Source organism: Actinomadura sp. SCN-SB, from assembly GCF_043906805.1.
GTDB lineage: Bacteria > Actinomycetota > Actinomycetes > Streptosporangiales > Streptosporangiaceae > Spirillospora.
The window spans coordinates 118,859-142,438 of sequence record NZ_JBIMPP010000004.1; the positions used below are offsets into that span (position 1 = coordinate 118,859).

At 72.2% G+C, this 23,580-nt stretch carries 21 protein-coding genes; 11 read left to right on the top strand and 10 right to left on the bottom strand.

The features are described from left to right. Positions 1 to 54: 54 nt before the first annotated feature. Entirely contained in the window at positions 55 to 960 is a 906-nt protein-coding gene (locus tag ACGWYJ_RS04155; protein WP_395104199.1) for a helix-turn-helix domain-containing protein, read from the bottom strand. A 319-nt stretch (positions 961 to 1,279) separates the two neighbouring features. On the opposite strand from ACGWYJ_RS04155, the gene ACGWYJ_RS04160 reads away from it, so the two are divergent. Beyond that, positions 1,280 to 2,293, top strand: a complete 1,014-nt coding sequence (locus ACGWYJ_RS04160) for an alcohol dehydrogenase catalytic domain-containing protein (RefSeq protein ID WP_395104200.1) — start codon at positions 1,280 to 1,282, stop codon at positions 2,291 to 2,293. Positions 2,294 to 2,420: 127 nt separating this feature from the next. Continuing rightward, positions 2,421 to 4,520, top strand: a complete 2,100-nt coding sequence (locus ACGWYJ_RS04165) for a SpoIIE family protein phosphatase (protein ID WP_395104201.1) — start codon at positions 2,421 to 2,423, stop codon at positions 4,518 to 4,520. A 4-nt stretch (positions 4,521 to 4,524) separates the two neighbouring features. Here ACGWYJ_RS04165 and ACGWYJ_RS04170 read toward each other — a convergent pair whose 3' ends face one another. The 3 genes from ACGWYJ_RS04170 to ACGWYJ_RS04180 form a co-directional block, all read right to left on the bottom strand. Further along, positions 4,525 to 5,301, bottom strand: a complete 777-nt coding sequence (locus ACGWYJ_RS04170; RefSeq protein ID WP_395104203.1) for an IclR family transcriptional regulator — start codon at positions 5,299 to 5,301, stop codon at positions 4,525 to 4,527. A 60-nt stretch (positions 5,302 to 5,361) separates the two neighbouring features. Continuing rightward, complete coding sequence (locus tag ACGWYJ_RS04175) at positions 5,362 to 6,657, bottom strand: acyl-CoA dehydrogenase family protein (RefSeq protein WP_395104204.1); 1,296 nt, start codon at positions 6,655 to 6,657, stop codon at positions 5,362 to 5,364. An 88-nt stretch (positions 6,658 to 6,745) separates the two neighbouring features. Next, a complete protein-coding gene (locus ACGWYJ_RS04180; RefSeq protein WP_395104205.1) occupies positions 6,746 to 7,606 on the bottom strand; it encodes an MHYT domain-containing protein in 861 nt (286 codons plus the stop codon). Between the two features lie 488 nt (positions 7,607 to 8,094). Here ACGWYJ_RS04180 and ACGWYJ_RS04185 point away from each other — a divergent pair, with 488 nt between their 5' ends. From ACGWYJ_RS04185 to ACGWYJ_RS04200, 4 genes are read left to right on the top strand one after another with little or no spacing between them, the layout of a single operon-like run. Next, positions 8,095 to 8,817: a hypothetical protein gene (locus ACGWYJ_RS04185; protein ID WP_395104206.1), complete on the top strand. Its 723-nt coding sequence runs from the start codon at positions 8,095 to 8,097 to the stop codon at positions 8,815 to 8,817. Continuing rightward, on the top strand, positions 8,814 to 9,653 hold the full coding sequence (locus tag ACGWYJ_RS04190; protein ID WP_395104207.1) for an MBL fold metallo-hydrolase: 840 nt from the start codon (positions 8,814 to 8,816) through the stop codon (positions 9,651 to 9,653). Before ACGWYJ_RS04185 ends, ACGWYJ_RS04190 begins: the two co-directional genes overlap by 4 nt. After that, entirely contained in the window at positions 9,650 to 10,609 is a 960-nt protein-coding gene (locus ACGWYJ_RS04195) for a D-2-hydroxyacid dehydrogenase family protein (protein WP_395104208.1), read from the top strand. Before ACGWYJ_RS04190 ends, ACGWYJ_RS04195 begins: the two co-directional genes overlap by 4 nt. Positions 10,610 to 10,630: 21 nt before the next feature. Then, the gene (locus ACGWYJ_RS04200; protein WP_395104209.1) at positions 10,631 to 11,617 is read left to right on the top strand and encodes a cyclase family protein; all 987 of its coding nucleotides are present in this window, start codon (positions 10,631 to 10,633) and stop codon (positions 11,615 to 11,617) included. Positions 11,618 to 11,623: 6 nt separating this feature from the next. On the opposite strand, the gene ACGWYJ_RS04205 is transcribed toward ACGWYJ_RS04200, so the two are convergent. From ACGWYJ_RS04205 to ACGWYJ_RS04230, 6 genes are all read right to left on the bottom strand, one after another. Further along, the gene (locus ACGWYJ_RS04205) at positions 11,624 to 12,340 is read right to left on the bottom strand and encodes an ABC transporter ATP-binding protein (RefSeq protein WP_395104211.1); all 717 of its coding nucleotides are present in this window, start codon (positions 12,338 to 12,340) and stop codon (positions 11,624 to 11,626) included. Continuing rightward, positions 12,327 to 13,091 (bottom strand): ABC transporter ATP-binding protein, encoded by a 765-nt coding sequence (locus tag ACGWYJ_RS04210; RefSeq protein WP_395104212.1) that lies wholly within the window; start codon positions 13,089 to 13,091, stop codon positions 12,327 to 12,329. The genes ACGWYJ_RS04205 and ACGWYJ_RS04210 overlap by 14 nt, the downstream gene beginning before the upstream one ends. Next, positions 13,078 to 14,211 carry a branched-chain amino acid ABC transporter permease gene (locus ACGWYJ_RS04215; RefSeq protein ID WP_395104213.1) on the bottom strand — a complete coding sequence of 378 codons (1,134 nt, stop codon included), beginning with the start codon at positions 14,209 to 14,211 and terminating at the stop codon, positions 13,078 to 13,080. The genes ACGWYJ_RS04210 and ACGWYJ_RS04215 overlap by 14 nt, the downstream gene beginning before the upstream one ends. Then, a complete protein-coding gene (locus ACGWYJ_RS04220; protein WP_395104214.1) occupies positions 14,208 to 15,080 on the bottom strand; it encodes a branched-chain amino acid ABC transporter permease in 873 nt (290 codons plus the stop codon). The genes ACGWYJ_RS04215 and ACGWYJ_RS04220 overlap by 4 nt, the downstream gene beginning before the upstream one ends. Before the next feature lie 2 nt (positions 15,081 to 15,082). Then, positions 15,083 to 16,285: an ABC transporter substrate-binding protein gene (locus ACGWYJ_RS04225; RefSeq protein WP_395104215.1), complete on the bottom strand. Its 1,203-nt coding sequence runs from the start codon at positions 16,283 to 16,285 to the stop codon at positions 15,083 to 15,085. A 135-nt stretch (positions 16,286 to 16,420) separates the two neighbouring features. Further along, entirely contained in the window at positions 16,421 to 17,128 is a 708-nt protein-coding gene (locus tag ACGWYJ_RS04230; RefSeq protein ID WP_395104216.1) for an IclR family transcriptional regulator, read from the bottom strand. An 89-nt stretch (positions 17,129 to 17,217) separates the two neighbouring features. On the opposite strand from ACGWYJ_RS04230, the gene ACGWYJ_RS04235 reads away from it, so the two are divergent. From ACGWYJ_RS04235 to ACGWYJ_RS04255, 5 genes are all read left to right on the top strand, one after another. Continuing rightward, complete coding sequence (locus tag ACGWYJ_RS04235) at positions 17,218 to 17,796, top strand: carboxymuconolactone decarboxylase family protein (protein ID WP_395104217.1); 579 nt, start codon at positions 17,218 to 17,220, stop codon at positions 17,794 to 17,796. Then, positions 17,793 to 18,896 carry a zinc-binding dehydrogenase gene (locus tag ACGWYJ_RS04240; protein ID WP_395104218.1) on the top strand — a complete coding sequence of 368 codons (1,104 nt, stop codon included), beginning with the start codon at positions 17,793 to 17,795 and terminating at the stop codon, positions 18,894 to 18,896. The genes ACGWYJ_RS04235 and ACGWYJ_RS04240 overlap by 4 nt, the downstream gene beginning before the upstream one ends. Beyond that, on the top strand, positions 18,893 to 19,357 hold the full coding sequence (locus tag ACGWYJ_RS04245) for a nuclear transport factor 2 family protein (protein ID WP_395104219.1): 465 nt from the start codon (positions 18,893 to 18,895) through the stop codon (positions 19,355 to 19,357). The genes ACGWYJ_RS04240 and ACGWYJ_RS04245 overlap by 4 nt, the downstream gene beginning before the upstream one ends. A 62-nt stretch (positions 19,358 to 19,419) precedes the next feature. Then, positions 19,420 to 20,286, top strand: coding sequence for an alpha/beta fold hydrolase (locus tag ACGWYJ_RS04250; protein ID WP_395104220.1), 867 nt, complete (start codon positions 19,420 to 19,422; stop codon positions 20,284 to 20,286). A gap of 177 nt (positions 20,287 to 20,463) precedes the next feature. Next, complete coding sequence (locus tag ACGWYJ_RS04255) at positions 20,464 to 23,571, top strand: amidohydrolase family protein (protein WP_395104221.1); 3,108 nt, start codon at positions 20,464 to 20,466, stop codon at positions 23,569 to 23,571. The last annotated feature ends 9 nt before the right edge of the window (positions 23,572 to 23,580 follow it).

Sequence of the window (23,580 nt, forward strand, 5' to 3'; positions counted from 1 at the left end):
ATGCACGAGTCGTTATCCGGAAGCGTTCGTCCTGCCGTTCCGCGGGCCGGGCGTTCAGGTCGCGGCGAGGACTTCCTCCAGCAGGCGGCGGCCGGCGGCCACGGACCCGGCCTCGATGCAGAGCCGGTCCATGATCTCCATGTAGTCGTCCACGTCCTTGGGCTTGTCCAGGTACAGCGCGCTGTTGATCTGCTCGATGTAGACGACGTTGGCCAGGTCGGGCTCGGGGAACTGCAGAATGGTGAACGGCCCGCCCGCGGCGGCGTGCCCACCGGCGTCGAAGGGGACGATCTGCACGGTGACGTTGGGCAGCTCGGTGATCTCGATCAGATGCCGTAGCTGCTCCCGCATGACCTCGCGGCCGCCCATCGGGCGGCGCAGGGCGGCCTCGTCGAGCACGGTCCACAGCTTGGGCGCGTTGGGCTCGGTGAGCAGCCGCTGCCGCGCGATCCTGAGGCCGACCCGGTGCTCGATCTCCTCGGGCGGCGCGCCGGTGTGGCGCAGCAGGATGACGGCGCGGGCGTAGTCGGGGACCTGGAGGAGCCCGGGGATGAACTGCACCTCGTACGTGCGGATGGCCGAGGCGACCTCTTCGAGCCCGATGTAGGTCTCGAACCAGGAGGGCAGGATGTCGCTGTAGCGATGCCACCAGCCCTGGGTCCGGGCCCGGCGGGCCAGGTCGAGGATCGCCTCCCGCTCGAACTCGTCCCGGACCCCGTACAGCGTCAGCAGGTCCGCGACATCGCGTTCCTTGGCGCTGTTGCGCCCCAGCTCAAGCCGGCTGATCTTGGAGTGGGTGGCGCGGATCGCCGCGCCCGCCTCTTCCCTGGAGATGCCGCGCGCCTCCCGCAGCCTGCGCAATTGGGCGCCCAGCAGGATGCGCAGCGCCGTCGATCCCGTGCGGGATCGGGGAACCGGATTTCCTGCGCTCATGGTCTCGCTCAACCGGGTCGGGTACATGGCTTCTCCTCCGGCGGAGTCACCCAACGATGCCGCGCCGCCCACCTTGCGGCCGACTCGATCTGACCGTGCCTTTCCCTCCCCTCGGCGCTATCCAGGAACAGTACTCGGGTTCGCCGAAAACACCAGAGCATTGCACGAATTCGGACTGACGCCCCTGTTACCGGCAGTGGCGGCCCCTCTATAGGCCGCAGGTGTGAACGCGGACGGCCTGGGGATCCTCTCACCTGGTTCCACCGCCACCGAGCGGCCGCGTGACCACTTCCACACCGGCGACGACCTACGGTTCCGCCACCGCTTACCCCGAGGGGAAACGTCAATGCGCGCAGCAGTCGCCACCGAACCGAACGCCCCGCTGTCCTTGACCGACCGCGAGGTTCCCGAGCCCGGACCGGGCGAGGTCCTGGTGAAGGTCATCGCCTGCGGAATGTGCTACTCGGATGTGAACCTGATGCGCGGGCACCTTCCGTTCGCCCGCTTCCCCATCGTCCCCGGGCATGAGATCACCGGCACGGTCGCCGCGGTCGGCGACGGGGTGCCGGGCCTGTCCCCCGGTGACACGGTCGGTGGCCAGTGGCTGTACGACTCGGACGGGTCCTGCGACTACTGCGTGCGCGGCGACCAGATCCTCTGCCCGCGCAGGCGCGTCACGGGCGTCGTCGTGGACGGCGGGTACGCCGAGTACGTCCTGCTCAAGGGCGGGTTCACGACCCCGATTCCGGACGGGCTCGACCCGGTCGCGGCGGCGCCGCTGCTGTGCGCGGGCCTGACCGCCTTCAACGGCCTGAGGGTGGCCGGGGCGGAACCGGGCTCGCGGGTGGCGGTCATCGGCACCGGCGGGATCGGCGCGCTCGCCATCCGGTACGCCGCCGCGATGGGCGCCCGGGTCGCGGCGATCGGACGGTCGTCCCGCGGCGAGGAGAGGGCGAGGAGGCTCGGCGCGGAGCTGTTCGTCGCCGGCTCGGCGACCGACCCGGCCGAGGCGCTGAAGGCGTGGGGCGGCGGGGCGGACGTCATCCTGAACTCCGCCCCGACCAACGCGCCGGCCTCCGCCGTCCTGACCGGCCTGGCACCGGACGGGACGCTGGTGCTCTGCGGTTACGACGGCGCGCCGCTGACGCTGGAGGTCCCCCCGATGGTGCGCGACCGGCTGCGCGTCATGGCCACGCCGTCCGGCTCGCCCCACGACACCCGGGACACGCTGGCCTTCTCGGCGCAGCACGGCATCCTGCCCGACATCGAGCGCATCGGGATCGACGACGCCCCGGCGATGCTGGAGGCCATGGCCGGCGGGTCCCTGCACGGTGTCCGCCGCGTCATCACCTTCGGCTGACCGGCGAGCGGCATGCCCGGACCACCCGGGCCGTTCACGGGAGGGCAAAGTCTCGGCACCCATCCGCGATGGCGTGTTTGTCCCGTCATCCGGTGCGTAAGTCTCCAGTGGGCGATTGGACATTCGGATGGCCACACCTGACGAGACGGCGGGCGGTAAGGCGGGCGCTACGGCAGGCGGTACGGAGGCATCGGACGCGGAGACATCGGACGCCGAGGCATCGGACGCGGAGGAGGTGGCGAGGCCCGCGATCACCGTCCTGAACGACGAGGGCCAGGTGGTCGGATGGACACGGGCCGCCGAGACGCTCCTCGGGTTCCGCGCCGAGGACATCCTCGGCCATCCCGGTGGCGAGCTCCTCGCGGGAGGGGGCGACGTCTCCCGGATCTGGAGCCGGGACGGCGACGGCGACATCGGGTACCGGTCGGGTCTCGAAGAGCTCCGCCACCGGGACGGCCAGAGGACCCTGGTCCGCCTTGAGCGGTCGCGGCTCCTCGTCCCGAGAGGACCGCACGACTGGCTCTTGTGCGCCCTGCCCGCGAGCGCGGACGGCGGCGTTACCTCGGTGCTGGAGCCGCTGCTGACCCGCGCCCCCGTGGTCGTGGCCGTCTGGGACCGCGACCTGTGGTGCGTCTGGCTGAACGAGGGCGCGCAGCAGCTGCGCGACGTGTTCCCCTATTTCCGGGTCGGCGGAAAGCTGACGGAGATCCCTCCCGACGCGGACGCCCCGTTCCCGCCGGACCTGATCCAGGAGGTGCTCGACGGCGGCGAGGCCGTGATCGACCGCGAGTCCCGCTGGTCCCTGGCCGGTGAGGAGGAGGAGCGCGCCCTGTCGACCTTCCTGTTCCGCGTGGAGGGCGTGGACGGGCGTCCCCTGGGCGTGTGCCTGCTGGCCATCGACATCACGCACAGCATGGCGCGGGAGCGCCTCGCCTTGCTGCGCCAGGCCAGCGTCCGGGTCGGGACCACGCTCGACGTCATGCGGACCGCGCAGGAACTGGCGGACCTGACCGTGCCGGACTTCGCCGACTACGTGACCGTCGACCTGTCGGAGTCGGTCCTCCCCGGCCCCGAACCCCTGGACGATCTGGACACCGACGACGTGGGCCGGCCGGTGTTCCGCCGCGCTGCGCTGGCCTCGATCCACGGCGAGGTCCCCGGTTCGCTCCTGCCGGCCGGGCAGGCGGTCTACGTGCCGGAGCACTCGCCGTTCACCCGCGTTCTGGAAACCGGCCGCTCATACCTCGAACCGGTGCTGGACACCTCGCCCGACGGCTGGCTCAGCCACGACCCGCCCCGCGCCAGGGTCGTCCATGAGACCGGCATTCACACCCTGGTCATCGTTCCGTTGAAGGCGCGGGGGACCATCCTGGGCGTCGCCGCGTTCCTGCGCACCGAGAACGAGACGTCCTTCACGAGGGACGACCAGATCCTCGCGGAGGAACTCGCCGACCGCGCGGCGCTGAGCCTGGACAGCGCCCGCCAGTACACGCGCGAGCACACCGCGGCCCTGACCCTGCAACGCCATCTCCTGCCGAGCCGCATCTCGGGCGGGGACGCCATGGACGTGGCCTCGCACTACATGCCGTCCACACGCTATGAGGGCGTCGGGGGCGACTGGTACGACACGATCGCCCTGCCCGGCTCCCGCGTCGCCCTGGTCATCGGCGACGTGACCGGGCACGGCATCGCCGCGGCCGCGAGCATGGGGCGCCTGCGCACCGCCATGCGCACCCTCGCCTACCAGGACCTGCCGCCGGACGAGCTGCTGACCCGCCTGGACGACGTGTTCGCGCGCGAGGCGGAGGAGGACGACCGCGACTCCCCCATCGCCGCGACCGTCCTGCTGGCGCTGTACGACCCGGCGGCCGGGCGGTGCACGATGGCGTCGGCGGGGCACCCGCCGCCCGCGCTGATGGACCCGGGCGGCTCGATCACCTTCCCGGACGTTCCTCCCGGCACCCCGATCGGGCTGGGCATGGGTACGCACCAGTCGATGGACCTCGACCTCGCCGAGGGAACGCTGATGGTGCTCTACACCGACGGCCTGATCGAGCGTCGCGGGTCCGACCTCGACGAGGGCATGAGCCGCCTGGGCGCGGCGCTCGCCGACTCTCGGGGGCCGCTGGCGGAGATGTGCAGGGATGTGGCCGGCACCCTGGTGGGCGAGGACGCGGAAGACGACGTGACGCTTCTGCTGGCCCGCACCCGCGCGACGCGACCCTAGGGCCTCAGGCCCTGGTCAGAGCGTCCTCGACGGTCCGGGCGGCCTCGATGAGCGCGGGCGCCCACCGCTCGGCGGTGGCGCGGTCGAAGCGGCTGGACGGCACCACCAGGGCGATCGCGCCGAGCGGCGCTCCCGCCGGGTCGCGCACGGCGGCGGCGACGGCGCAGATGCCCTGCTCGCTCTCCTCCAGGTTGACCGCGTACCCGTCCCGGCGGACGACCTCCAGCTCGGCGCGCAGCCGTTCGCGGGTCGGCGGCGTCCCCGCCGTCAGCACGGGAAGGTCCTCGGCAAGGAAGCGCGAGTCCAGGTCGTCCTCGGGGAGCGCCGCCAGCAGCGCCTTGCCGCCCGCCGTCGCCCCGGCGGGCAGGACGAGGCCGGTGCGGTCGCCGACCCGTACCGCGCGGGTGCCCTCAAGGCACTCGACGAACCGGACGCTCTGCCCTTCGAGGACGGACAGGCTCACCGTCTCCCCGGTCCGCCGCCGCAGCTCCTCCAGCATCGGCGCGGCGGCGCGGCGGACGTCCAGGCGCTCGTTCGCGACCAGGCCGATCTTGGTGAGGGCGGGTCCGATCCGGTACGCGGCGTTCCCCTTGTCCTGGGCGGCGAACTCGTGTTTCTTGAGCGTCGCCAGCAGGCGGTGCGCGGTGGAGCGGGCGATGCCGAGCTCGGCCGCCGCGTCCGCGACGCGGAGGCTCGGGCGGGCGCTGAGCAGGACGAGGATGCGCAACGCGTTGTCGACCGAACTGAGTCCCGGCGACGAGGAGCCCCCGCTATTCGACATAGAGGAATCGTATGCTGCCGATGTTCAAAGTCAAGGGACGGTCGCCGTCCGGCGAGGCGCTCAGCGGTCGCGCTTGCGCGGCCCCGCGAAGCCGAACAGATACGCGGCGACCTTCCGCATCTGGATCTCCTCCGCCCCCTCGGTGATCCGATACCGCCGGTGGTGGCGGTAGATGTGCTCGAACGGCGTGTGCCGCGTGTACCCGAGCCCGCCGTGCACCTGCATGGCGCGGTCGGCGGCCTCGCAGACGAAGCGGTTGGCCCGATAGTTGCACATCGAGACCCGGTCGCTGATCTCCAGATGCGGCACCCGGTCCAGTTCCCAGGCGGTCTTGCGGACGAGCCCGCGCAGCATCTCCGCCTCGGTCTGCAACTCGACCAGCGGCCACTGGATCGCCTGCCGCGTCGCCAGCGGCTGCCCGAACGTCGTGCGCTCCCGCGCGTACTCGACGCTGCGGTCCACGCAGTACTGCCCGGCGCCGACACCGGACGCCGCCTGCCTGATCCGGTTCTCGTGGACGAAGGTCTGCGCCACCGCCAGCCCCTCGCCCTCCGCGCCGAAGATCGCCGAATCCGGCACCCGCACGTCGCGCAGCGTCACCTCGGCGTGGTCGGTCGGCATGTTGAACGTCCACCAGTGGAAGTCCACCGAGAAGCCGGGGGTGTCGACCGGGACGATGAAGGCCGTGATGCCGCGCGCGTCGCCCGGCTCGCCGGACGTCCTGGCGAACACCACGTCATGGGTGGCGGTGTGCATCCCCGAGTTGAACCGCTTGGCGCCGTTGATGATCCAGTCGCCCCCGCGGCGGACCGCCGTGGTCTCCATCCAGGTCGCGTCGCTGCCGTGCTCGGGCTCGGTGAGCCCGAAGCCGACCCGGCGCTCCCGCGTCAGCATCGGCTCCAGGAACTCCTCCCGCTGCTCGGGCGTCCCGTACTCCAGCATCATGTGGACGAACGGGAAGTTCCCCACCACCGACGACTCGTTCTGCAGGTCGTTGTGCAGGCCGAGGCCCCGGTGGGCGAGATGCTCGCGGATCACCGCCATGTCGAGGTTGGTGCCGTCCGAGCCGCCGACCTCCTTGGGCAGCCCGTACCGCAGCCATCCGGCCGCGTCGGCGCGCCGGAACATCTCGGCGAGCAGCTCCTCCCACTCCGGCCGCGGCACGCCGCCGTTCTCGAAGTCGGTACGGGCGTACTCGCGGCGGTGGTCGAAGAACCGCTCGTTGTCGTCCTGCCGCTGGAGCGGGACGATCTCCCGCTCGATGAAGGCGTCGAGGTCCGCCAGGAGCCCGGTCAGCCGGCCGGGAAGGGTGAAGTCCACGCGCACGTCCTCCCTGAACGTTCGTTCAGCCAGCATGGCATCCCCGGTCGTGGGCCAGGTCACCCTATCGCAGTCTGGCTGAACGATCGTTCAGCAGCGCAAAGCCGCGGCACGGGATCCGCCGTCAGGCGTCGAACCACTGGTTCGTCGTCTTCTTCGGCTGGGGCTTCGGCGCGGGCGCCTCCCGGGACGGGGCGGCCGGCTCACGGCGCCGCGCGAGCTCCCGCGTACGGCGGTCCAGGTCGGCCGCGTGCACCATCTCCGCCTCGCCGGGGAACACCGACACGATCACCAGGAGGACGACCGCCACGACGCTCACCCCGACGACCAGCGGCATCAGCAGGTCGATGGCGCCGGCCCCGGCCGGCTCGCCCGCGCCCGCCGCGGCGCGCACGTTCAGCGCGGCCATGCCGGCGTAGTGCATGCCGCTGACCGCCACACCCATGATCATCGCGGCGGCGCCGGTCGCGAGCGTGCCGCGGACCCGCAGCGTGAACCAGAGCGCGGCGGTGGCCGCCACCACGGCGATCAGCACCGACAGCAGCACGATGCCGGGCGTGTAGGAGACCTCGGCCGCCAGGTTCATGGCGGCCATGCCCGTGTAGTGCATCGCGGCGACGCCGAGCCCGGTGACGAACCCGGCGGGCAGCACGACGATCGCCTTCGGGCCGCCGAACCCGGCCGTGAAGATCCCCACGCCGACCACCGCGATCGCGATGATCGCGCTGAACAGCGTGAGCCCGACGCCGTACCGGATCTCCATGCCGGACACGGTGAAGCCGAGCATGGCGATGAAGTGCATGACCCAGATGCCGGTCCCGCCGATCGCCACCGCCGCCAGCGCCAGCCAGGAGGCCCGCGACAGGCCCGAGGCCGCCCGCGCGCGCGAGGTGCACTGCAGGCCGATCAGCGAGCCGATGAACGACATCACGTAGGCGGCGACAGGAGTGAGCACCCCGTAGCTGAAATGGTGAACCTGTGTCATGAAGGCCCCCGCCCCCGAAAACCGTCCCGCTCACAGCGTGACGGACCCCCTGATCAAATCGGAGGGATCCTACCGGTTCCTGGCAGGGGCCCGCTGACCGCACGCAGCCTCTGACCAGGCATTGAACGATCATGGTCGGTAGGTCAAGCCGCCACGCCGGACGTGCGGCCGCGCACTGTCCGTGACCGTTGCGGCCGTCACGTCCCCCGCGTCCCGCGGGTTGAATGCGGTCACGTTGACGGCCCGGGCCGCTCGGCCAGAGCGGGCACCGGGGACTCGGCGACGCCTACCTCGCCTCGTGGACCTCCGTGCTCGACCGGTATCCGGTGCTGACCGTCTTCCGCAATCTCATCCGCCGCCGGACGGTCGCCCACACAACCTAACAAGCGCTTGATTCTACGCGGCCACCCGCCCTACGCTGCACCGGAGCGCGGTGATCTCTGCGGGCCGGAAGACGGTTCCGGCCGGGTCGCCGGGGAGGAGGCGCCGTGGCCGAGCAGCGCATCGGGGCGAACCTGCTACAGCTTCGCTGGAACGTGCCGCCGGAGAAGGTCGCGGATTTCGAGGCGTGGTACGACGAGGAGCATCTGGCCGACATGGCGGCGGTCCCGGGGATCCTCGGCGGCCGGCGGTTCGCGCGGGTGGAGACCGGATTCTCCAGCCCCACCGAGTTCGGCTTCCTGACCCTCTATCAGCTCGCCGATCTGGAGGCGCTCACGCGGCCGGAGTTCCAGGCCCTGGTGGACGACCCCAGCCCGTGGACCCGCCGCGTCGCGTTCGACCTCGGCCTCTCCCGTACCGTGTACGAGCGGATCGGCCCGTTCACGGCGGGCGACGCCACGCAGCCGGTCGGCTCGGCGCTGCTGCACGTCATGATGGCCGCCGAGCCCTCCGTCGTGGACGACTTCAACTCCTGGTACGACGAGGAGCACGTACCGGCGATCCTGGGCGCGCCCGGGGTGCTGAGCGCCCGGCGGTTCGCCGCCGTCCCCGACGACTCGGGCTACAACGGGGAGAACCCTGAGGCCGACCACACCTTCCTCGCGGTGTACGAGCTGGCCGACGCCGGGGTCGTCGACGATCCGGCCTTCCGCAAGGCGGGCGCCCCGACACCCCGACGCGAGCGCCTGGGCACGGCCGTCCGCTCGCACGTCCAGGTCTACCGGCAGGTCTTCCCCAAGGAGGGCGCGTTCGAGGGGAGCGGATCGTGAAGGTCGGAGCGATCGCCGTCACGCCCGTCGACGACGGCGTCGGGCACGTCACGCCCGGCCAGCTCTACGCGGCCGGAAGCGGTGGCCGCGGGGGCAAGGGGACCCGGGACGAGGACTGGGAGGAGCACCGCGAGTTCCTGTCCCCCGACGGTGAGCTGGAGATGCCCGTCGGGACGTTCGTCATCCGCTCCGACGACCGGCTGATGCTGGTCGACGCGGGCTACGGCCCGCAGGCGCCGCCGACCGTCTCCGGCCCCCGCCTCCCGGAGAACCTGGCCGCCGCGGGCGTCCGTCCCGAGGACGTCACGGACGTGGTCCTCACCCACCTGCACGCCGACCACATCGGCTGGTGCGCCGTCGAGGGCAAGGCGACCTTCCCCTCCGCCACCTACCGCTGCGCCGAAGCGGACTGGACCCGGTTCGTGGACGGCGCGGCCGAGGAGAACGCGCCCGACGCGAAGTACCGCGAGGTGGCGGCCGCGACGCTCGGCCCGATCAAGGATCGCTTCGAGATGTTCACGGGCGAGACGACGCTCGCGCCCGGGGTCGATGTCGTGCCCGCCCCCGGCCACACCCCCGGCTGCTCGATGCTCGTCCTGAGCGGCGGCGGCGAGCGGGCCCTGCTGATCGGGGACGTCGTCCACCACCCCGTCCAGCTCCTGGACGACGCCTGGGAACGGGTGATCGACGTCGACGAGGCGCGGGCCCGCGCCACGCAGATCGCGGTCGCGCGGGACCTCGTCCGCGACGGGACGCCCGTGGTCGGCGCGCACTTCCCCGGCTTGCGTTTCGGTCGCGTCGTCCGGGACGGGAACAGGCGACGATGGGCGACATGACCTTCCGTATCGCCGTCCTCGACGACTATCAGCACGTCGCCCTCGACCTGGCGGACTGGGACTCGCTCGGCCCGGACGTCACGGTCGTCCCCTTCCACGACCATGTGGCGGACGAGGACGCCCTGGTCGCACGACTGGTGCCGTACGACGCCGTCGTGGCGATGCGCGAGCGCACGCCCTTCCCCGCCCACGTGCTGCGGAGGCTGCCCAACCTGCGGCTGCTGGTCACGACGGGCTTCGTCAACGCGGCGATCGACGTCCCGGCGGCGCGCGAGCTCGGCATCACCGTGTGCGGCACGGAGGGGCTGGCGGGCATGGTCTCGACGGTCGAGCTGACCTGGGGCCTCATCCTCGCGCTGGCGCGGCGGATCCCGCAGCAGGACGCGGCCGTCCGGTCCGGCGGGTGGCAACTCGGGCTGGGCATGCTCCTCCAGGGCAAGACCCTCGGGGTGCTCGGGCTCGGCAACATCGGCCGCGCGGTCATCCCGGTCGGCCGGGCGTTCGGCATGCGCGTGACGGCCTGGAGCCGCAACCTCACGCCCGAGAAGGCCGCCGAGGCCGGCGCGGAGTACCGTCCCCGCGAGGCCTTCTTCGCCGAGGCCGACGTGGTGACCGTCCACCTCAAGCTCGGCCCCGGCTCGCACGGCTACGTGACCCGGGACGATTTGCGCCGCATGCGGCCGACGGCGCTGCTGGTCAACACCTCGCGCGGTCCGCTGATCGACGAGGAGGCGCTCGCCGAGGCGCTGCGCGAGGGGTGGATCGGCGGGGCCGCGCTCGACGTCTACGGCGCCGAGCCGCTGCCGCTCGACCACGAGCTGCGCCACCTGCCGGGCACCGTCCTGTCGCCGCACGTCGGATACGTCACCGATGACAGTTACCGGGGCTACTTCGCCCAGATCGTCGAGGACGTGGCCGCCTTCCTCGACGGGAAGCCGATCCGCGAACTCGGCTAGGACAGCCGTCGAGGAGAGTTCATGAACGCCCAGCAGGTGCCCGACGAGCCGCTCACGCCCTGGAAGCCGCCCGGCTACCGCGTGGACGAGCGCGGAAAGGTCGTCGGGGCGCGTCCCGGATCGCCCAACAACTGGGGACGCTGGGGTGAGGACGACCAGCTCGGCTGCGCCAACCTCATCACCCCCGGCAGCGTGCGCAGGGGCGCGTCGATGGTGCGCACGGGCACCTGGTTCTCGCTGGGCCTGCCGATCGGGGTGCCGCCGACGGGCGCCGTGCCGCGGCCGATGGTGCTGCGCACGGCGGCGGCCGGTGACGGCGTGCTGGACCCTCCCTCCACCCACCCGCCCTACTCCGACGAGGTCCTGGTGATGGGCACGCAGACGTCCACCCAACTGGACGGGCTGGCGCACGTCGCGGCGGACGACACCATGTACAACGGCTACTGGGCCGGTCTGGTCACCGCGGGCGGCGGCGCCAAGCGGCTGGGCGTCCACACCATGGGACGCGGGATCCTCGGGCGCGGCGTCCTGCTGGACATCGCCCGCCATCTCGGCGTCCCCTGCGTCCCGCCCGGCACGGTGATCGGCCCGGACCTGCTGGACGACGCGCTGTCGGCGACCGGGCTCGACCTGGGCTCCGGCGACATCCTGCTGGTGCGGACCGGGGCGCTGGGGAGCTGGGACGGCACGCCGGGCTCGTTCGGCATGTCGCCGCAGCCGGGACTGGACGCCTCGGCCGCCGCCTGGATCGCCGAACGGGACCTCGTCCTGGTCGGCGCCGACAACTCGGCGGTCGAGGCGCTGGACGCCACGCGGGACTCCTGGGACATCCCCTTCCACATCGCGGCGCTGCGCGACCTCGGCCTGCCGCTCGCCGAGCTGCTGTGGCTGGACGACCTGGCCGAGGACTGCGCGGAGGACGGAGTGGCCGAGTTCCTGTTCGTCGCGCAGCCGCTCCCGATCGTCGGCGCCGCGGGCTCGCCGTTGAACCCGATGGCCGTCAAATAGGCCGGATCAGACCCCCGTTCCGGTTCGTGTCTGCCCGAGGTAGGACGCGAGCACGGTGTCACGGTCGCGCAGTTCCTCCGACGCGGCCTCCATGACGATCGAACCGCCGCTCATCACGGCGGCGCGCTGGCAGATCCTGGTGGTGAGGTGGACGTTCTGCTCGATGACCAGCAGCGCCGTCCGTTCCCGCACGGCCACCAGCGCCTGGGCGACCGCGTCGGCGACCAGCGGCGCCAGCCCCAGCGAGGGCTCGTCCACCAGCAGCAGCCGCGGCGCCGCGACCAACGCGCGGCCGATGGCGACCATCTGCTGCTCGCCGCCGGACAGCGCGAAGCCCAGCCGGCCCCGCAGCTTGACCAGCGGCGGGAACAGGTCGTAGACGTCGTCGAAGCCGAACCCGCCGGTCCGCCCTCCGCGCGCGGTGGTCCCGATCTGGAGGTTCTCGTGGACGGTGAGGTCGGGGAACACATGGCGCCCCTCCGGCACGTGGATGAGCCCGCGCCGGGCGACCTCCTCCGGTGACACCCGGGCCAGGTCGCGGCCCTCGAACGTGACCGTCCCGGTGCAGGCGGTCAGCCGGCTGACCGCGCGCAGCGTCGAGGTCTTGCCCGCGCCGTTGGGGCCCAGCAGCGCCACCGCCTCGCCCTCGTCCACGGTCAGGTCGATTCCCCGGACGGCGTGCGTGGTGCCGTACCGGACGTGCAGTCCCTCAATCCGCAGCATCTGCCGGAACTCCCAGGTAGGCGCTCACCACGCGATCGTCCCGCCAGACCTCGTCGGGCCGGCCGAAGGCGATGATCCGGCCGAGCTCCAGGACGGCGAGGCGGTCGCACAGCGCGTCAAGAAAGTCGATCTTGTGGTCGACCAGGACAAGGGTGTTGCCCGCCGCCCGCACCTCGCCCAGCAGCGTGGCCAGCGCGGTGGTCTCGGCGTCGTTCAGGCCGGCGCTGGGCTCGTCGAGCAGCAGCAGCTTGGAATCGCCCGCGAGCGCCCTGGCCAGTTCGAGCAGCCGCTGCTGCCCGTAGCTGAGCAGCGACGCGTCCTCGGCCGCGAGCTCGGCGAGCCCGACGAGCTCCAGCGCCTCCATCGCGCGGTCCCAGCGGCGGCGCTCGCGCCGGAACATCAGCGGCCGGGCGGGCCACGCTCCGGTCAGCCCGCGCAACGCGGGGTCGGACGACGACAGCAGGACGTTGTCGATGCAGGACAGCTCGCCGTACACCTGCGGGGCCTGGAACACGCGGCCGATCCCGGCGCGGTGCGCGGAGCGCGGCCTGCCCAGGCGCACCGGCGTGCCGTCCACCGACACCCGGCCCTGGGCCGGGACGATGCCGCACAGCGCGTTGAGGAAGCTGGTCTTGCCGCTGCCGTTGGGCCCGGCCAGGCCGATCAGTTCCCCGCGCTCGACGGACAGGCCGACGTCGTCGACCACGCGTAGGCCGCCGAAGGTGACGGTGATCCCCTCAGTTTCGAGCAAAGGGCACCCCCTTTCGCATGAGCCGGTCCGGAACGACCCGGTCGGCGAACCGGCGGACGGCCTCGGCGATGCCGTTGGGCAGCAGCAGGACGACGGCCAGCAGCATCAGCCCGTATACGATCGAGCTGTACTCCTCGATCCCCGACAGCACCCGGGGCAGCCCGACGAACACCGCCGCGCCGATCAGCGGCCCCCACATCGAGTTGATGCCGCCCAGCAGCAGCATCAGGAAGATGCCGATGGCCAGGTCGATGTGGAAGGACTCGGTGCCGATGACGCCCTGCCAGTGGCCGATCAGGGAGCCCGCCAGCCCGCCCAGCGCCGAGCCCAGCATGAACAGTACGAGCTGCACGCGCTGGACGGCGACGCCGGAGAGGCCGGCGACCAGGCCGTTGTCGCGCGCCGCGAGCGCCTCGCGGCGCATCGGCGAGCGCTCGATGCACGCGGTCAGCAGCAGGCACAGGCCCAGGGTCCCCAGGAACAGCCAGAACACCTGGCCGTCCTTGACGAACTCGTAGCCGAACAGCCGCGGCGGATCGATGCCGACGGCCTGCCCGTGCGGGCCGGTGAACCCGTCCGCGCGCTGGAACACGACCATGCCGACCTGGGTGACCGCGAACGTCGCGATCGCGAAGTAGAAGTGCTGCGCCTTGCGCACCAGCGCCCCCACCACGCCCGCCACGAGCGCCGTGACGAGCATCGCCGCGGCGGCGCCGACCCAGAACGGCTGGCCGTCCTCCCCTCGGGTGATCCAGGCGGAGGTGTAGCCGCCGAACGCCATCATGAACGTCTGGCAGAACGCGAACCGCCCGGCGAGGCCGAAGACCAGGTAGAAGCCCAGCGCGGCGATCGAGTAGACCAGCCACAGGTTCACCAGGAACTGGCTGGACCTCGACGTGGCGGCCTGCGGGGCGATCAGGGCGACGAGCACCACGAAGGCGGCGATGGCCAGGAAGTGGTGCCGCCGGTAGTCGGGCGGGCGCACCGCCCTGAGCGGGTCCCGCAGGACCTGGTTCTCAGATGTTTCGCTCGTGTTCGTCTTGTCGGCCGTCTTGTCGGTCTTGTTGGCGTTATCCGGCGTCGTGGCGGCCTGCGCGGCCGCCGGCTCCCGGGGCGTCACAGCCGGCTCCTCGCGAGGTCGAACAGTCCCTGCGGGCGCAGGGCGATGACGATGAACAGCACGATCGCCGGGTAGGTCGCCGCGTACTCGGGCAGCACGTACCCGCCGACCAGCTGCTGGACGATGCCGATCACCATGGCTCCGGCCACGACGCCGCCCAGGCTGCCGAACCCGCCCAGCACCGCCGCGGCGAACGCCGTGATCATCAGGCCGAAGCCGAAGTTCAGCTCGACGGCGCCCAGCGGCGCCACCAGCAGCCCGGCCAGCCCCGCCAGCATCGCCGACAGGGCGAAGGCCGCCATCGCGACGTACTTGGTCCGCACGCCCATGAGCTGCGCGGTCTCCGGGTCGGCCGCCAGCGCCCTGACCTGGCGGCCGAACGCGGTGCGCTGGAAGACCATCAGCAGCGCGATCACCGCGATCGCGCCGACGATGAGGATGAGGATGCGCTGGTAGGCGATGTTGGCGCCGCCGACGCGCAGGACGCCGCCGCCCACGGGGCTGTCCAGCGCCCGGGGGGTGGCGCCCTGCCACACCGAGATGAAGCCGCGGATCACGATGGCGGCCGCCAGGGTGGCGATCACGACCACCATCGCGGGCCGCTTGCGCAGCGGCGCGTGCGCCACCCGCTCGATCAGCACGCCGATCAGGCCCATCAGCACGATGGTCAGGACATAGCCGGGGATGGTGGGCAGGCCGAGGTCGGCCACCGTCCACACCCCGATGTAGGCGCCCAGGGTGATCAGATCGCCATGGGCGAAGTTGATCACCCCGGTGGCCTTGTAGAGGACGAGGAAGCCGAGCGCCACCAGGGCGAGCACGGCGCCCAGTGCGATGCCGCCCGCGGTCAGCGCGATGAATTTGTCCACGGTCAGCCCTTCGCCGCCTCCGTCGGCGGGAACTGGTAGGTGATCATCTCGGTGGACTTGCCGTCCGTGCCGAACCGCTGGATCGAGACGGTGTGGTTCATGAAGTGCGCGCCGTCGGTCTTGTACTCGGCGGCGCAGATGATCCCCTGCTGCGGGGTGACGGTGATGCTGTTCATCGCCTTCCTGATCGCCTCGGGGTCGGTGCTGCCGGCCTTCTCGATCGCGGCCTTGGCGATGTAGACGGCGTCATGGCTCTCCGCCGCCAGGTCGGTCGGGATCTGATTGAACCGCCGCAGGTACTCCTGCCCGAAGGCGTTGGTCGCCGGGTTCTTGGACCCGACGGGCGCGCAGGCGTTGGTGCCGTACAGCAGGCTCAGCGCCTCACCGGTGACCAGCTTGTTGTTGGCCGCGATGTTGGCCGAGGACGAGGAGATCGTGGGGATCTTCATCCCGTTCTGCACGAACTGCTTGAGCTGGACGGCCAGCGGGTTGGGGTAGGTGAACGCGATGACCGCCTGCGAGCCCTTCATCGCCAGCACGTCCTGGGTGAGGTCGGTGGCGGTCGGGTCGTAGTTGCGGGTGGCCACCGGGGTGAGACCGCGCTGCTTGAGCGCGGCGGCGACGGCCTTGGTGTTGGTCATCCCGTACGACTCGTTGGTGCCCATCAGGCCGATCTTGGTGGCCTTGAGCTGCTCGACGGCGAACCGGACGGTCGCCTGGTCCTTGAACTCGTCGGACGGCTGCACCACCCAGAACCACTCGCTGCCGCCCGGACCGCCGAAGCGCAGCGGCGAGCTGGCGCTGGCCAGGCTGATCAGCGGGATGCCGGCGCGGTCCACCTGGGTCTTGCTGGCCAGCAACGCCGACGAGGCGGTGAAGCCGAGCATCACCACGGGGTCCTTGTCGACCGCCTGGAGGAACTGGCCGGTGGCCTTCTGCGGGTTGAGCGGGTCGGCCGCGACCCGCTCCAGCACGATCTTCTGCCCCTTGATCCCGCCCGCGGCGTTGATCTTCTCCACGGCCATCCGGGCGCCGTTGTTGTAGTCGTCGATGGCGGCGGCGCTCTCGCCCTTGACCTCCCACAGCCCGACCATCTTGATCGGCTCGTCGATGCCCTTCTCGGATCCACCGCCGGAGCCGCCGCACGCGGCCACGAGGACAGCGCAGGCTCCGATCAGTGACGTCAAGGCGGGTCTGGCACGCATGGTGATCGCCTCCATACACACGTCCGGCCCTGGCGGGAGCCGTTCGCCCGCCCCCCTCGGCCGTTGTGGTGGTCAGCTTCTACCAAGCGCTTGTTTTAGTCAATGGTCTCGATCTGGCCAGCTCAGACGGCGTGATCATCCGAACGCCTGCTGTATGGTGCGCGCGATCAGCTCGCCGAACCCGTGCAGCGCCCGCTCGCCGGAGCGCTCCTGGGGCGCGGCGACCACGACGGCGGCGGCCGTCCCGGTCTCCGGCGGGACGGGCACCGCGGCCGCCCACAGCGGCCGTTCCGGCTCGGCCTGGACGGCGTACCCGCGGCGCCGCACCTCGTCCAGGACCGGGGCCGCGCCGGCCGCCTCGGCGGCGCCGAGGACGCGCTCGGCCTCCGCCCCGTCCATCGCCGAGAGGATCGCCTGGCCGCCCGCCGTGTCCATGCCGAACGGGCCGCTGTAGCCCACCGGGTAGGAGATGCGCAGCGGATGGGTGCTGGCGATCTCGTCGGCGACGATGAGCGACGAGCCGTCCGCGACCGTCAGCCACACGGTCTCGTTGGTCGCGTCGTGCACCGCCCGCAGCACCCCGCGGACCCGTTCGCGCACCGTCCGGTCCCCGACGAACCGGCCGCCGACCGACAGCGCGCGGCCGGTGAGCACCCACCGGCCGTCGCCGGGCGCGGGCCGGATCCAGCCCTCCTCGTGCAGCGTCGCCAGGATGCGCTGAACCGCGCTCTTGTCCATGCCGAGGTCTCTGGCGAGCGCGCCGAGCCCCACGGGCTGGCGTTCCGACACCGCTTCGAGCACGGTGAGCGCCCTGCTCACCACCTGGATCGTCTTGACAGCCACCGTCCGGGAGCCCCACGCTAGAGTCGATTGGTGCTACACCATATCACTCAGTGATACACCTGTGGGCGCGACCGACCCGGGAGTAGCCGATGGCCCGTATCCACCCCGCCGAGGGCTTCGACCTCGGCGACCTCGACCGGCTCGACCAGCGGACGCGGATCGCCCGGCTGCACGCCTCCGTCCTGGCGCACCGGCCGAAGATCGCCCACGCCGTGAACGAGGCGTACCGCGCCGCGCTCGAAGAGGAGGGCACGCTGCCGCCGCGGCTGGTGGAGCTGGTCCGCATCCGGCTGGCCTTCCACAACCAGTGCCGCAGTTGCATGGCCGTCCGGTACACCTCGGGCATCGAGGACGGCGTCACCGAGGACCTGGTGTGCTCCCTGGAGAAGCCCGAGGAGGCCGAGGACCTGACCCCCGCCGAGCGCGCCGCGCTGCGCTTCGCCGACCTGCTCGCCACCGACCATCTGGCCATCGACGAGTCCGTCTACGACGACCTGCGGCAGTACTTCGACGAGGGCGAGATCGTGGAGCTGGGGCTGCGGTGCGCCCGCACGATCGGGTTCGGCAGGCTCAACGCGACCTGGATGAACATCGACCATCTGCCCGACCGGTTCAAGGACGTCGAGAACGTCCTGACGCCGTGGGGCGGTGAGACGATCACGTGGTGAGCGAGGCCGAGGCGCTGGTCCTGGAGGACTACGGCCGCCTGGAACGCCGCGCGCTGCCGCTGCCGCCCATCGGCGCGGACGACGCGCTGCTCCGCGTGGAGGCGTGCGGGCTGTGCGGCTCCGACCACGAGGTCTTCACCGGCCGCATGCGCTGGCCCGTGGGCTTCATCCCCGGCCACGAGACCGTGGGCGTGCTGGAGAAGGTCGGCGCCGCCGCCGCCGAGCGGTGGGGCGTGCGGGAGGGAGACCGCGTCGCCGTCGGCAACCGGCGCGCCTGCCGTGACTGCCCCCGCTGCCGCGACGGCGACCTTGCGGGCTGCGAGCGCTTCGACCCCCGGGAGTCGTACGGCATGATCCCGGTCTCGACCGCGCCGGGCCTGTGGGGCGGCTACGCCTCGCACCACTACCTGGCGCCGGAGTCCGTCGTCCACCGCGTCCCGGACGGGCTCGACCCGGTCACGGCGACGCTGTTCAACCCGCTGGCCGCCGGGCACACCTGGGCGGCCGAGGTACCGCGCACCCGTCCGGGCGAGGTGGTGGCCGTGCTGGGGCCGGGCGTGCGCGGCATCTGCGCCGCGGTCGCCGCCAAGGCCGCCGGGGCACGGTTCGTGCTGGTCACGGGGCATGGGGAGCGCGACGCGGCCCGCCTGCGCACGGCGTCCGAACTGGGCGCCGACCTGGTCGTGGACGTCGCGCGGGACGATCCGGTGGAGGCGCTCGAAGCGGCGACCGGCGGGCTGGCCGACGTCGTGGTCGACGCCACGGCCGACGCGCCCGAGGCGTTCGGCCAGTCGCTGAGGCTCGCGGGCCGCGGCGCCCGCGTGGTGTGCGCCGGGGTACGCGGGGACGGCGTGACCGCCACCTGCGAACCCGACCTGATCATGTCGAGGGAGCTGCGCGTCATGGGAGTGCGCGGAGTCTCGACGGACGCGCCCGGACGGGCCCTGGACCTCCTCGGCTCGGGGCGCTTCCCCTTCGGGGCGGTGTCCACGCGGGTCGCGGGCTTCGGCGACGTCGCCCGCCTGCTGCTCACCATGGCGGGGAAGACCGAGGAGGCGCCGCCTCTGCACGCCGTGTTCGTCCCCGGGACGGCCCCATGAGCTGGCTCGACGACGTCCACGAGATCGAGCAGGTCATCTACGCCTACGCGATCGCCATCGACACCCGCGACTGGGACCTGCTCGACGCCTGCTTCGCCCCCGACGCCGCGATCCAGATGAGCGTCGCAGGCCGCTACCCGTCCCCGGCCGCGTACCGGGACAAGGCCAGGGCCACGCTGGCGACGCTCGACGCGACCCACCACGTCTTCTCCTCCCCGAGGATCGTCCCGGACGGGGAAGGGGCGCGGGCCCACACCTATTACCAGGCGCAGCACGCGCGCAACGACCTCGCGCCCGACTCGCTCCTCGTGATCGGCGGATGGGTCGAGGACCGCTTCGCACGCCGGGACGGCCGCTGGGTCATCACCGCCCGCCACGGAACGGCCGTCTGGTTCGACGGGAACCCGCACGTGCTCGGCCTGGACGTCGGCCGGGGGGCCAATCCCGCGCTCGGCCGATGAGTTTTCGCCCTCGCCCAAGTCTGCACTGGTGAGAAGCGATTCTGACTTGTGAGAGGGCACTGATGAGCGAGCCGAAGTCCTACACGCTGGACGCGCCGGGAGCCGTGCTGCACTACGACGTGCGCGCCGGCGAGAACACCACCGAGCCCGTCCTGCTGCTGATCGGATCCCCGATGGCCGCCCAGGGGTTCGTCAGCCTGGCCGCCCACTTCACCGACCGTACCGTGGTGACCTACGACCCTCGCGGGTCCGAACGCAGCAAGCGCACCGACGGCGCCGCGGAGACCACCGTCGACGAGCACGCCGACGACCTGCACCGGCTGATCGACGCGCTGGACGCCGGGCCGGTGGACGTCTTCGCCAGCAGCGGCGGCGCCGTGAACGCGCTGGCGCTGGTGGCCCGGCATCCCGAGCAGGTCAGGACGGTCGTGGCGCACGAGCCTCCGGCCTCCAGCCAGTTGCCCGACCGCGAGGCGATCCTGGCCGCCTGCGTCGCCATCCGGGACACGTACCTGAGCAGCGGCTTCGGCCCGGCGATGGCGAGGTTCATCGCGCTGGTCAGCCACTCGGGCCCGTTCCCCGACGACTTCGCCGAGCGGCCCGCGCCCGACCCGGCGGCCTTCGGGCTGCCCGCCGAGGACGACGGGTCCCGTGACGACCCGCTGCTCGGGCAGAACATGGTCACCTGCAACGCCTTCCGGCCCGACTACGACGCGCTCCGCGCCGCCTCCACCCGGATCGTCATCGGCGTGGGCGAGGAGTCGGGCACGGTCCTGCCCGGACGGACCGCCCTGGCCGTGGCCGAAGGGCTCGGGACGAAGGCGGTCACCTTCCCCGGCGGCCACGACGGGTTCCTCGGCGGCGAGTACGGCCAGATGGGCAAGCCCGACGAGTTCGCCGCCACGCTGCGGACGGTGCTCACCGGCTGAGCAGGGGCGGGCCACCCTGCCTCCCCTGCCTGCCTCCCCTGCCCGCCTTCCCTGACCGCCCGGTCTCCCTGACCGGGCGGTCTTGCTTGGTCGAAACCGCTGAGATACGACCGAGGGCGATTGATCATCTTTGCATCGGCGCGTGCCGGAAGGCCGCGCCGCGCCTTGGGAGGCAGGATGCACGAGTCCGAGGTCAGCCGCCGCGCCCTCCTCCGCGGCACCGGAGGGGCGATGGGCGGTGCCGTGCTCGGCACGGTCGCGTCCACGGCACCCGCCGCCGCGGAGGAGCGGGCCGAACGGTCCGAGACCGGCCTGGCGGAAGGGACCAACATCTCCGCGCAGGTGTCCCGCGACGGAAAGCATGTGGCGTTCGACCTGGTCACCGCGATTTGGACGGTGCCGATCGGCGGCGGTGAGGCGCGCAGGCTCACCGGCGACCTGACCGACGCGACGCTGCCCGCGTGGTCACCGGACGGCACGGTCCTGGTGTTCCAGGCGTACCGGGACGGCAACTACCACCTCTCCACGATCCGCCCGGACGGCTCCGGGCCGCGGCAGCTCACCAGTGGCCCGTACGACCACCGCGAGCCCCGCTTCTCCCCGGACGGGACGCGGATCGCGTTCGCCTCGGATCGAGGCGGCACCGGCCGCTACGGCGTCCACACCCTCGACCCGCGCACCGGCGCGATCAGCGCGCTCACCGAGGGCACCGGCGAGGAGGCCATGCCGTCGTGGTCACCGGACGGCGCGCGGATCGCCTACACGGTCAACGGCACGGCCATCGACGTGCTCGACGTCGCGTCCGGGACGGTCAGACGCGCCGTGACCGCGCCTCAGGGCGCCACGCTGTTCGGGCCGTCGTTCTCGCCCGACGGCGCGACGCTGGCCTACGTCCGCGTCGCCGGGGCCACCGCCGCGCTCGTGGTCGGCGATCGCGTGCTCAGCGCCGAGGGCGAGGACGTCTTCGGCTTCGCGCCCACCTGGCTGCCGTCCGGCGAGCTGGTCTACACCGCGGACGGGCGTATCAAGCGGATCCGTACGGACGGGTCGTCCCCCAAGGCGATCCCCTTCTCGGCGGCGGTGCCGGTGGTGCCGCGCTCCCGCTACCGGCAGGCGGTGCGCGACCTCGACTCGACCCGCGAACGGCAGGCGCTCGGCATCGCCTCGCCCGTCGCGTCCCCGGACGGCTCCCGCATCGCGTTCCGCGCGCTCGGCGCGCTGTGGCTGCTGCGCGTCGGCCGGCCGGAGCCGGCGAAGCCGGTGGACGACGGGTACTTCAACTCCGACCCGGACTTCTCCCCCGACGGCCGTTCGCTCGTCTACTCCTCCGACCGCGCCGGCGACCCCGACCTGTGGATCCGCGACCTCCGCACCGGCGCCGAACGGCGGGTGACCGGGCTGCCGGGCGCCCAGCTCGCGCCGCGCTTCTCCCCGGACGGCCGCAGGATCGCCTACACCGACCAGGACGGCGTGGTCTGGACGGCCGGGCTCGATGGAGGCCAGGCCGCGCGGCACACCCCGACCCTGTTCATGCCGGGCCGTCCCACCTGGTCGAAGGACGGCGGCACGATCGCCCTGGCCGCCGTGCAGCCGTACTCGGCGCGGTACCGCGAGGGGACGAGCCAGATCCTCACCGTCGACCTCGACAGCGGCGCGCTCACCTACACGCCGCCGATGCCGCACGCCTCGATCGCGACCCGCGGCGACGACGGACCGGTCTGGTCGCCCGACGGCCGTCATCTCGCGTTCGTCGTCGAGTCGTGCGCGTGGGTCGTCCCGGTGGACGGCAAGGGCCGCTTCACCGGCGAGCCGCGCCAGGTCACCCGCGAGGTCACCGACTCCCTGGCCTGGATGGGCCCCGACCGGCTGCTGTACCTGCACAACGGCAGGCTGCGCACGATCGGGATCGACGGGCGCGGGGCGCGCGACATCCCGCTGTCGCTGCGCTGGCGTCCCGCCCGCGTCCGCGAGCACGCGGTGATCCGCGCGGGCGCGCTCTGGGACGGCCGGGACACGCGCCTGCGCCGCGACGTCGACATCGTGCTGGACGACGGCCGTATCGAAGCGGTGGTACCGCGGGGCGACCGCACCCCCACCGTGGACGCGTCCCGGCTGACCGTCATGCCCGGTCTGATCGACGCCCACGTCCACTGGCATCTGCGCGGCAGGCAGTGGGGCGACCGGCAGGGGCGGCTGTGGCTGGCCTACGGCATCACCACCACCCGCTCGCCGGGCGACCCCGCGTACCAGTTCACCGAGACGCGGGAAGCGCTCGACGCGGGCGAACGGGTCGGGCCACGCCTGTTCGGCACCGGAGAGGCGATCGACGGGTCCCGGGTCTACTACAACTTCATGCGGCCCACACGCTCGCTGGCCCAGCTCGAACTGGAACTGGAGCGCGCACGGGCACTCGGATACGACCTCATCAAGACCTACGTCCGCTTGCCGGTCGCGTACCAGAAACGGACGGTCGAGGCCGCGCACAAGGCGGGACTGCCGCTCTCCTCCCATTACCTCTATCCCGCCGAGCACATCGGCATGGACGGCATGGAGCACACGGGCGCCACCAACCGGCTCGGCTACTCGCACACAGTGTCCCGGCTGGGACGCGCGTACGCCGACGCGGTGACCCTGTTCGTGCGCTCCGGCATGTCGCTCACGCCGACGCTGTTCACCTCGTCCGCGATGTACGGCGAGGACCGGTCGCTGGTCGAGGACGTCCGCACCAGGACGCTGTTCCCGAGCTGGGAGTACCGGCAGCTCGTCCACAAGGCCGACAACGCGGCGGGCCCCGGGGGCGCGACCGCGCGGGCGCTGCTCGCGGCGAACGTGGACATGGTGCTGCGCGTCCACCGTGGCGGCGGTTTCGTGATCTCCGGAACGGACGCGCCGCTGGACAACGTCGCCGTGTCGCTGCACACCAACCTGCGCGCGATGGTGCGGTTCGGCTTCACCCCGCACGAGGCGCTGACGACCGCGACCCGGAACCCGGCGCGGTGGCTCGGCCTGGAGAACCGGCTCGGGGTGGTGCGGCAGGGCGCGATGGCCGACCTGGCGTTCGTCGAGGGCGATCCGCTGGCCGACATCCGCGCCGCGGCGGCGGTGCGCATGGTGATGGTCAACGGCAGGCTCAGCACGGTCGGCGAGCTGATGAGGCCGTTCGCCACCCCGGCCGGGGCGTCCGTCCCCGCCCTGGTGCGCACGTCCGCCCCGGCGCCCCACGTCCACGACGACCGGTTCTGGTGGCACGAGCCGGAGTGGGCGGGGCACTATTGCTGCGGCTGAGCCGGGTCA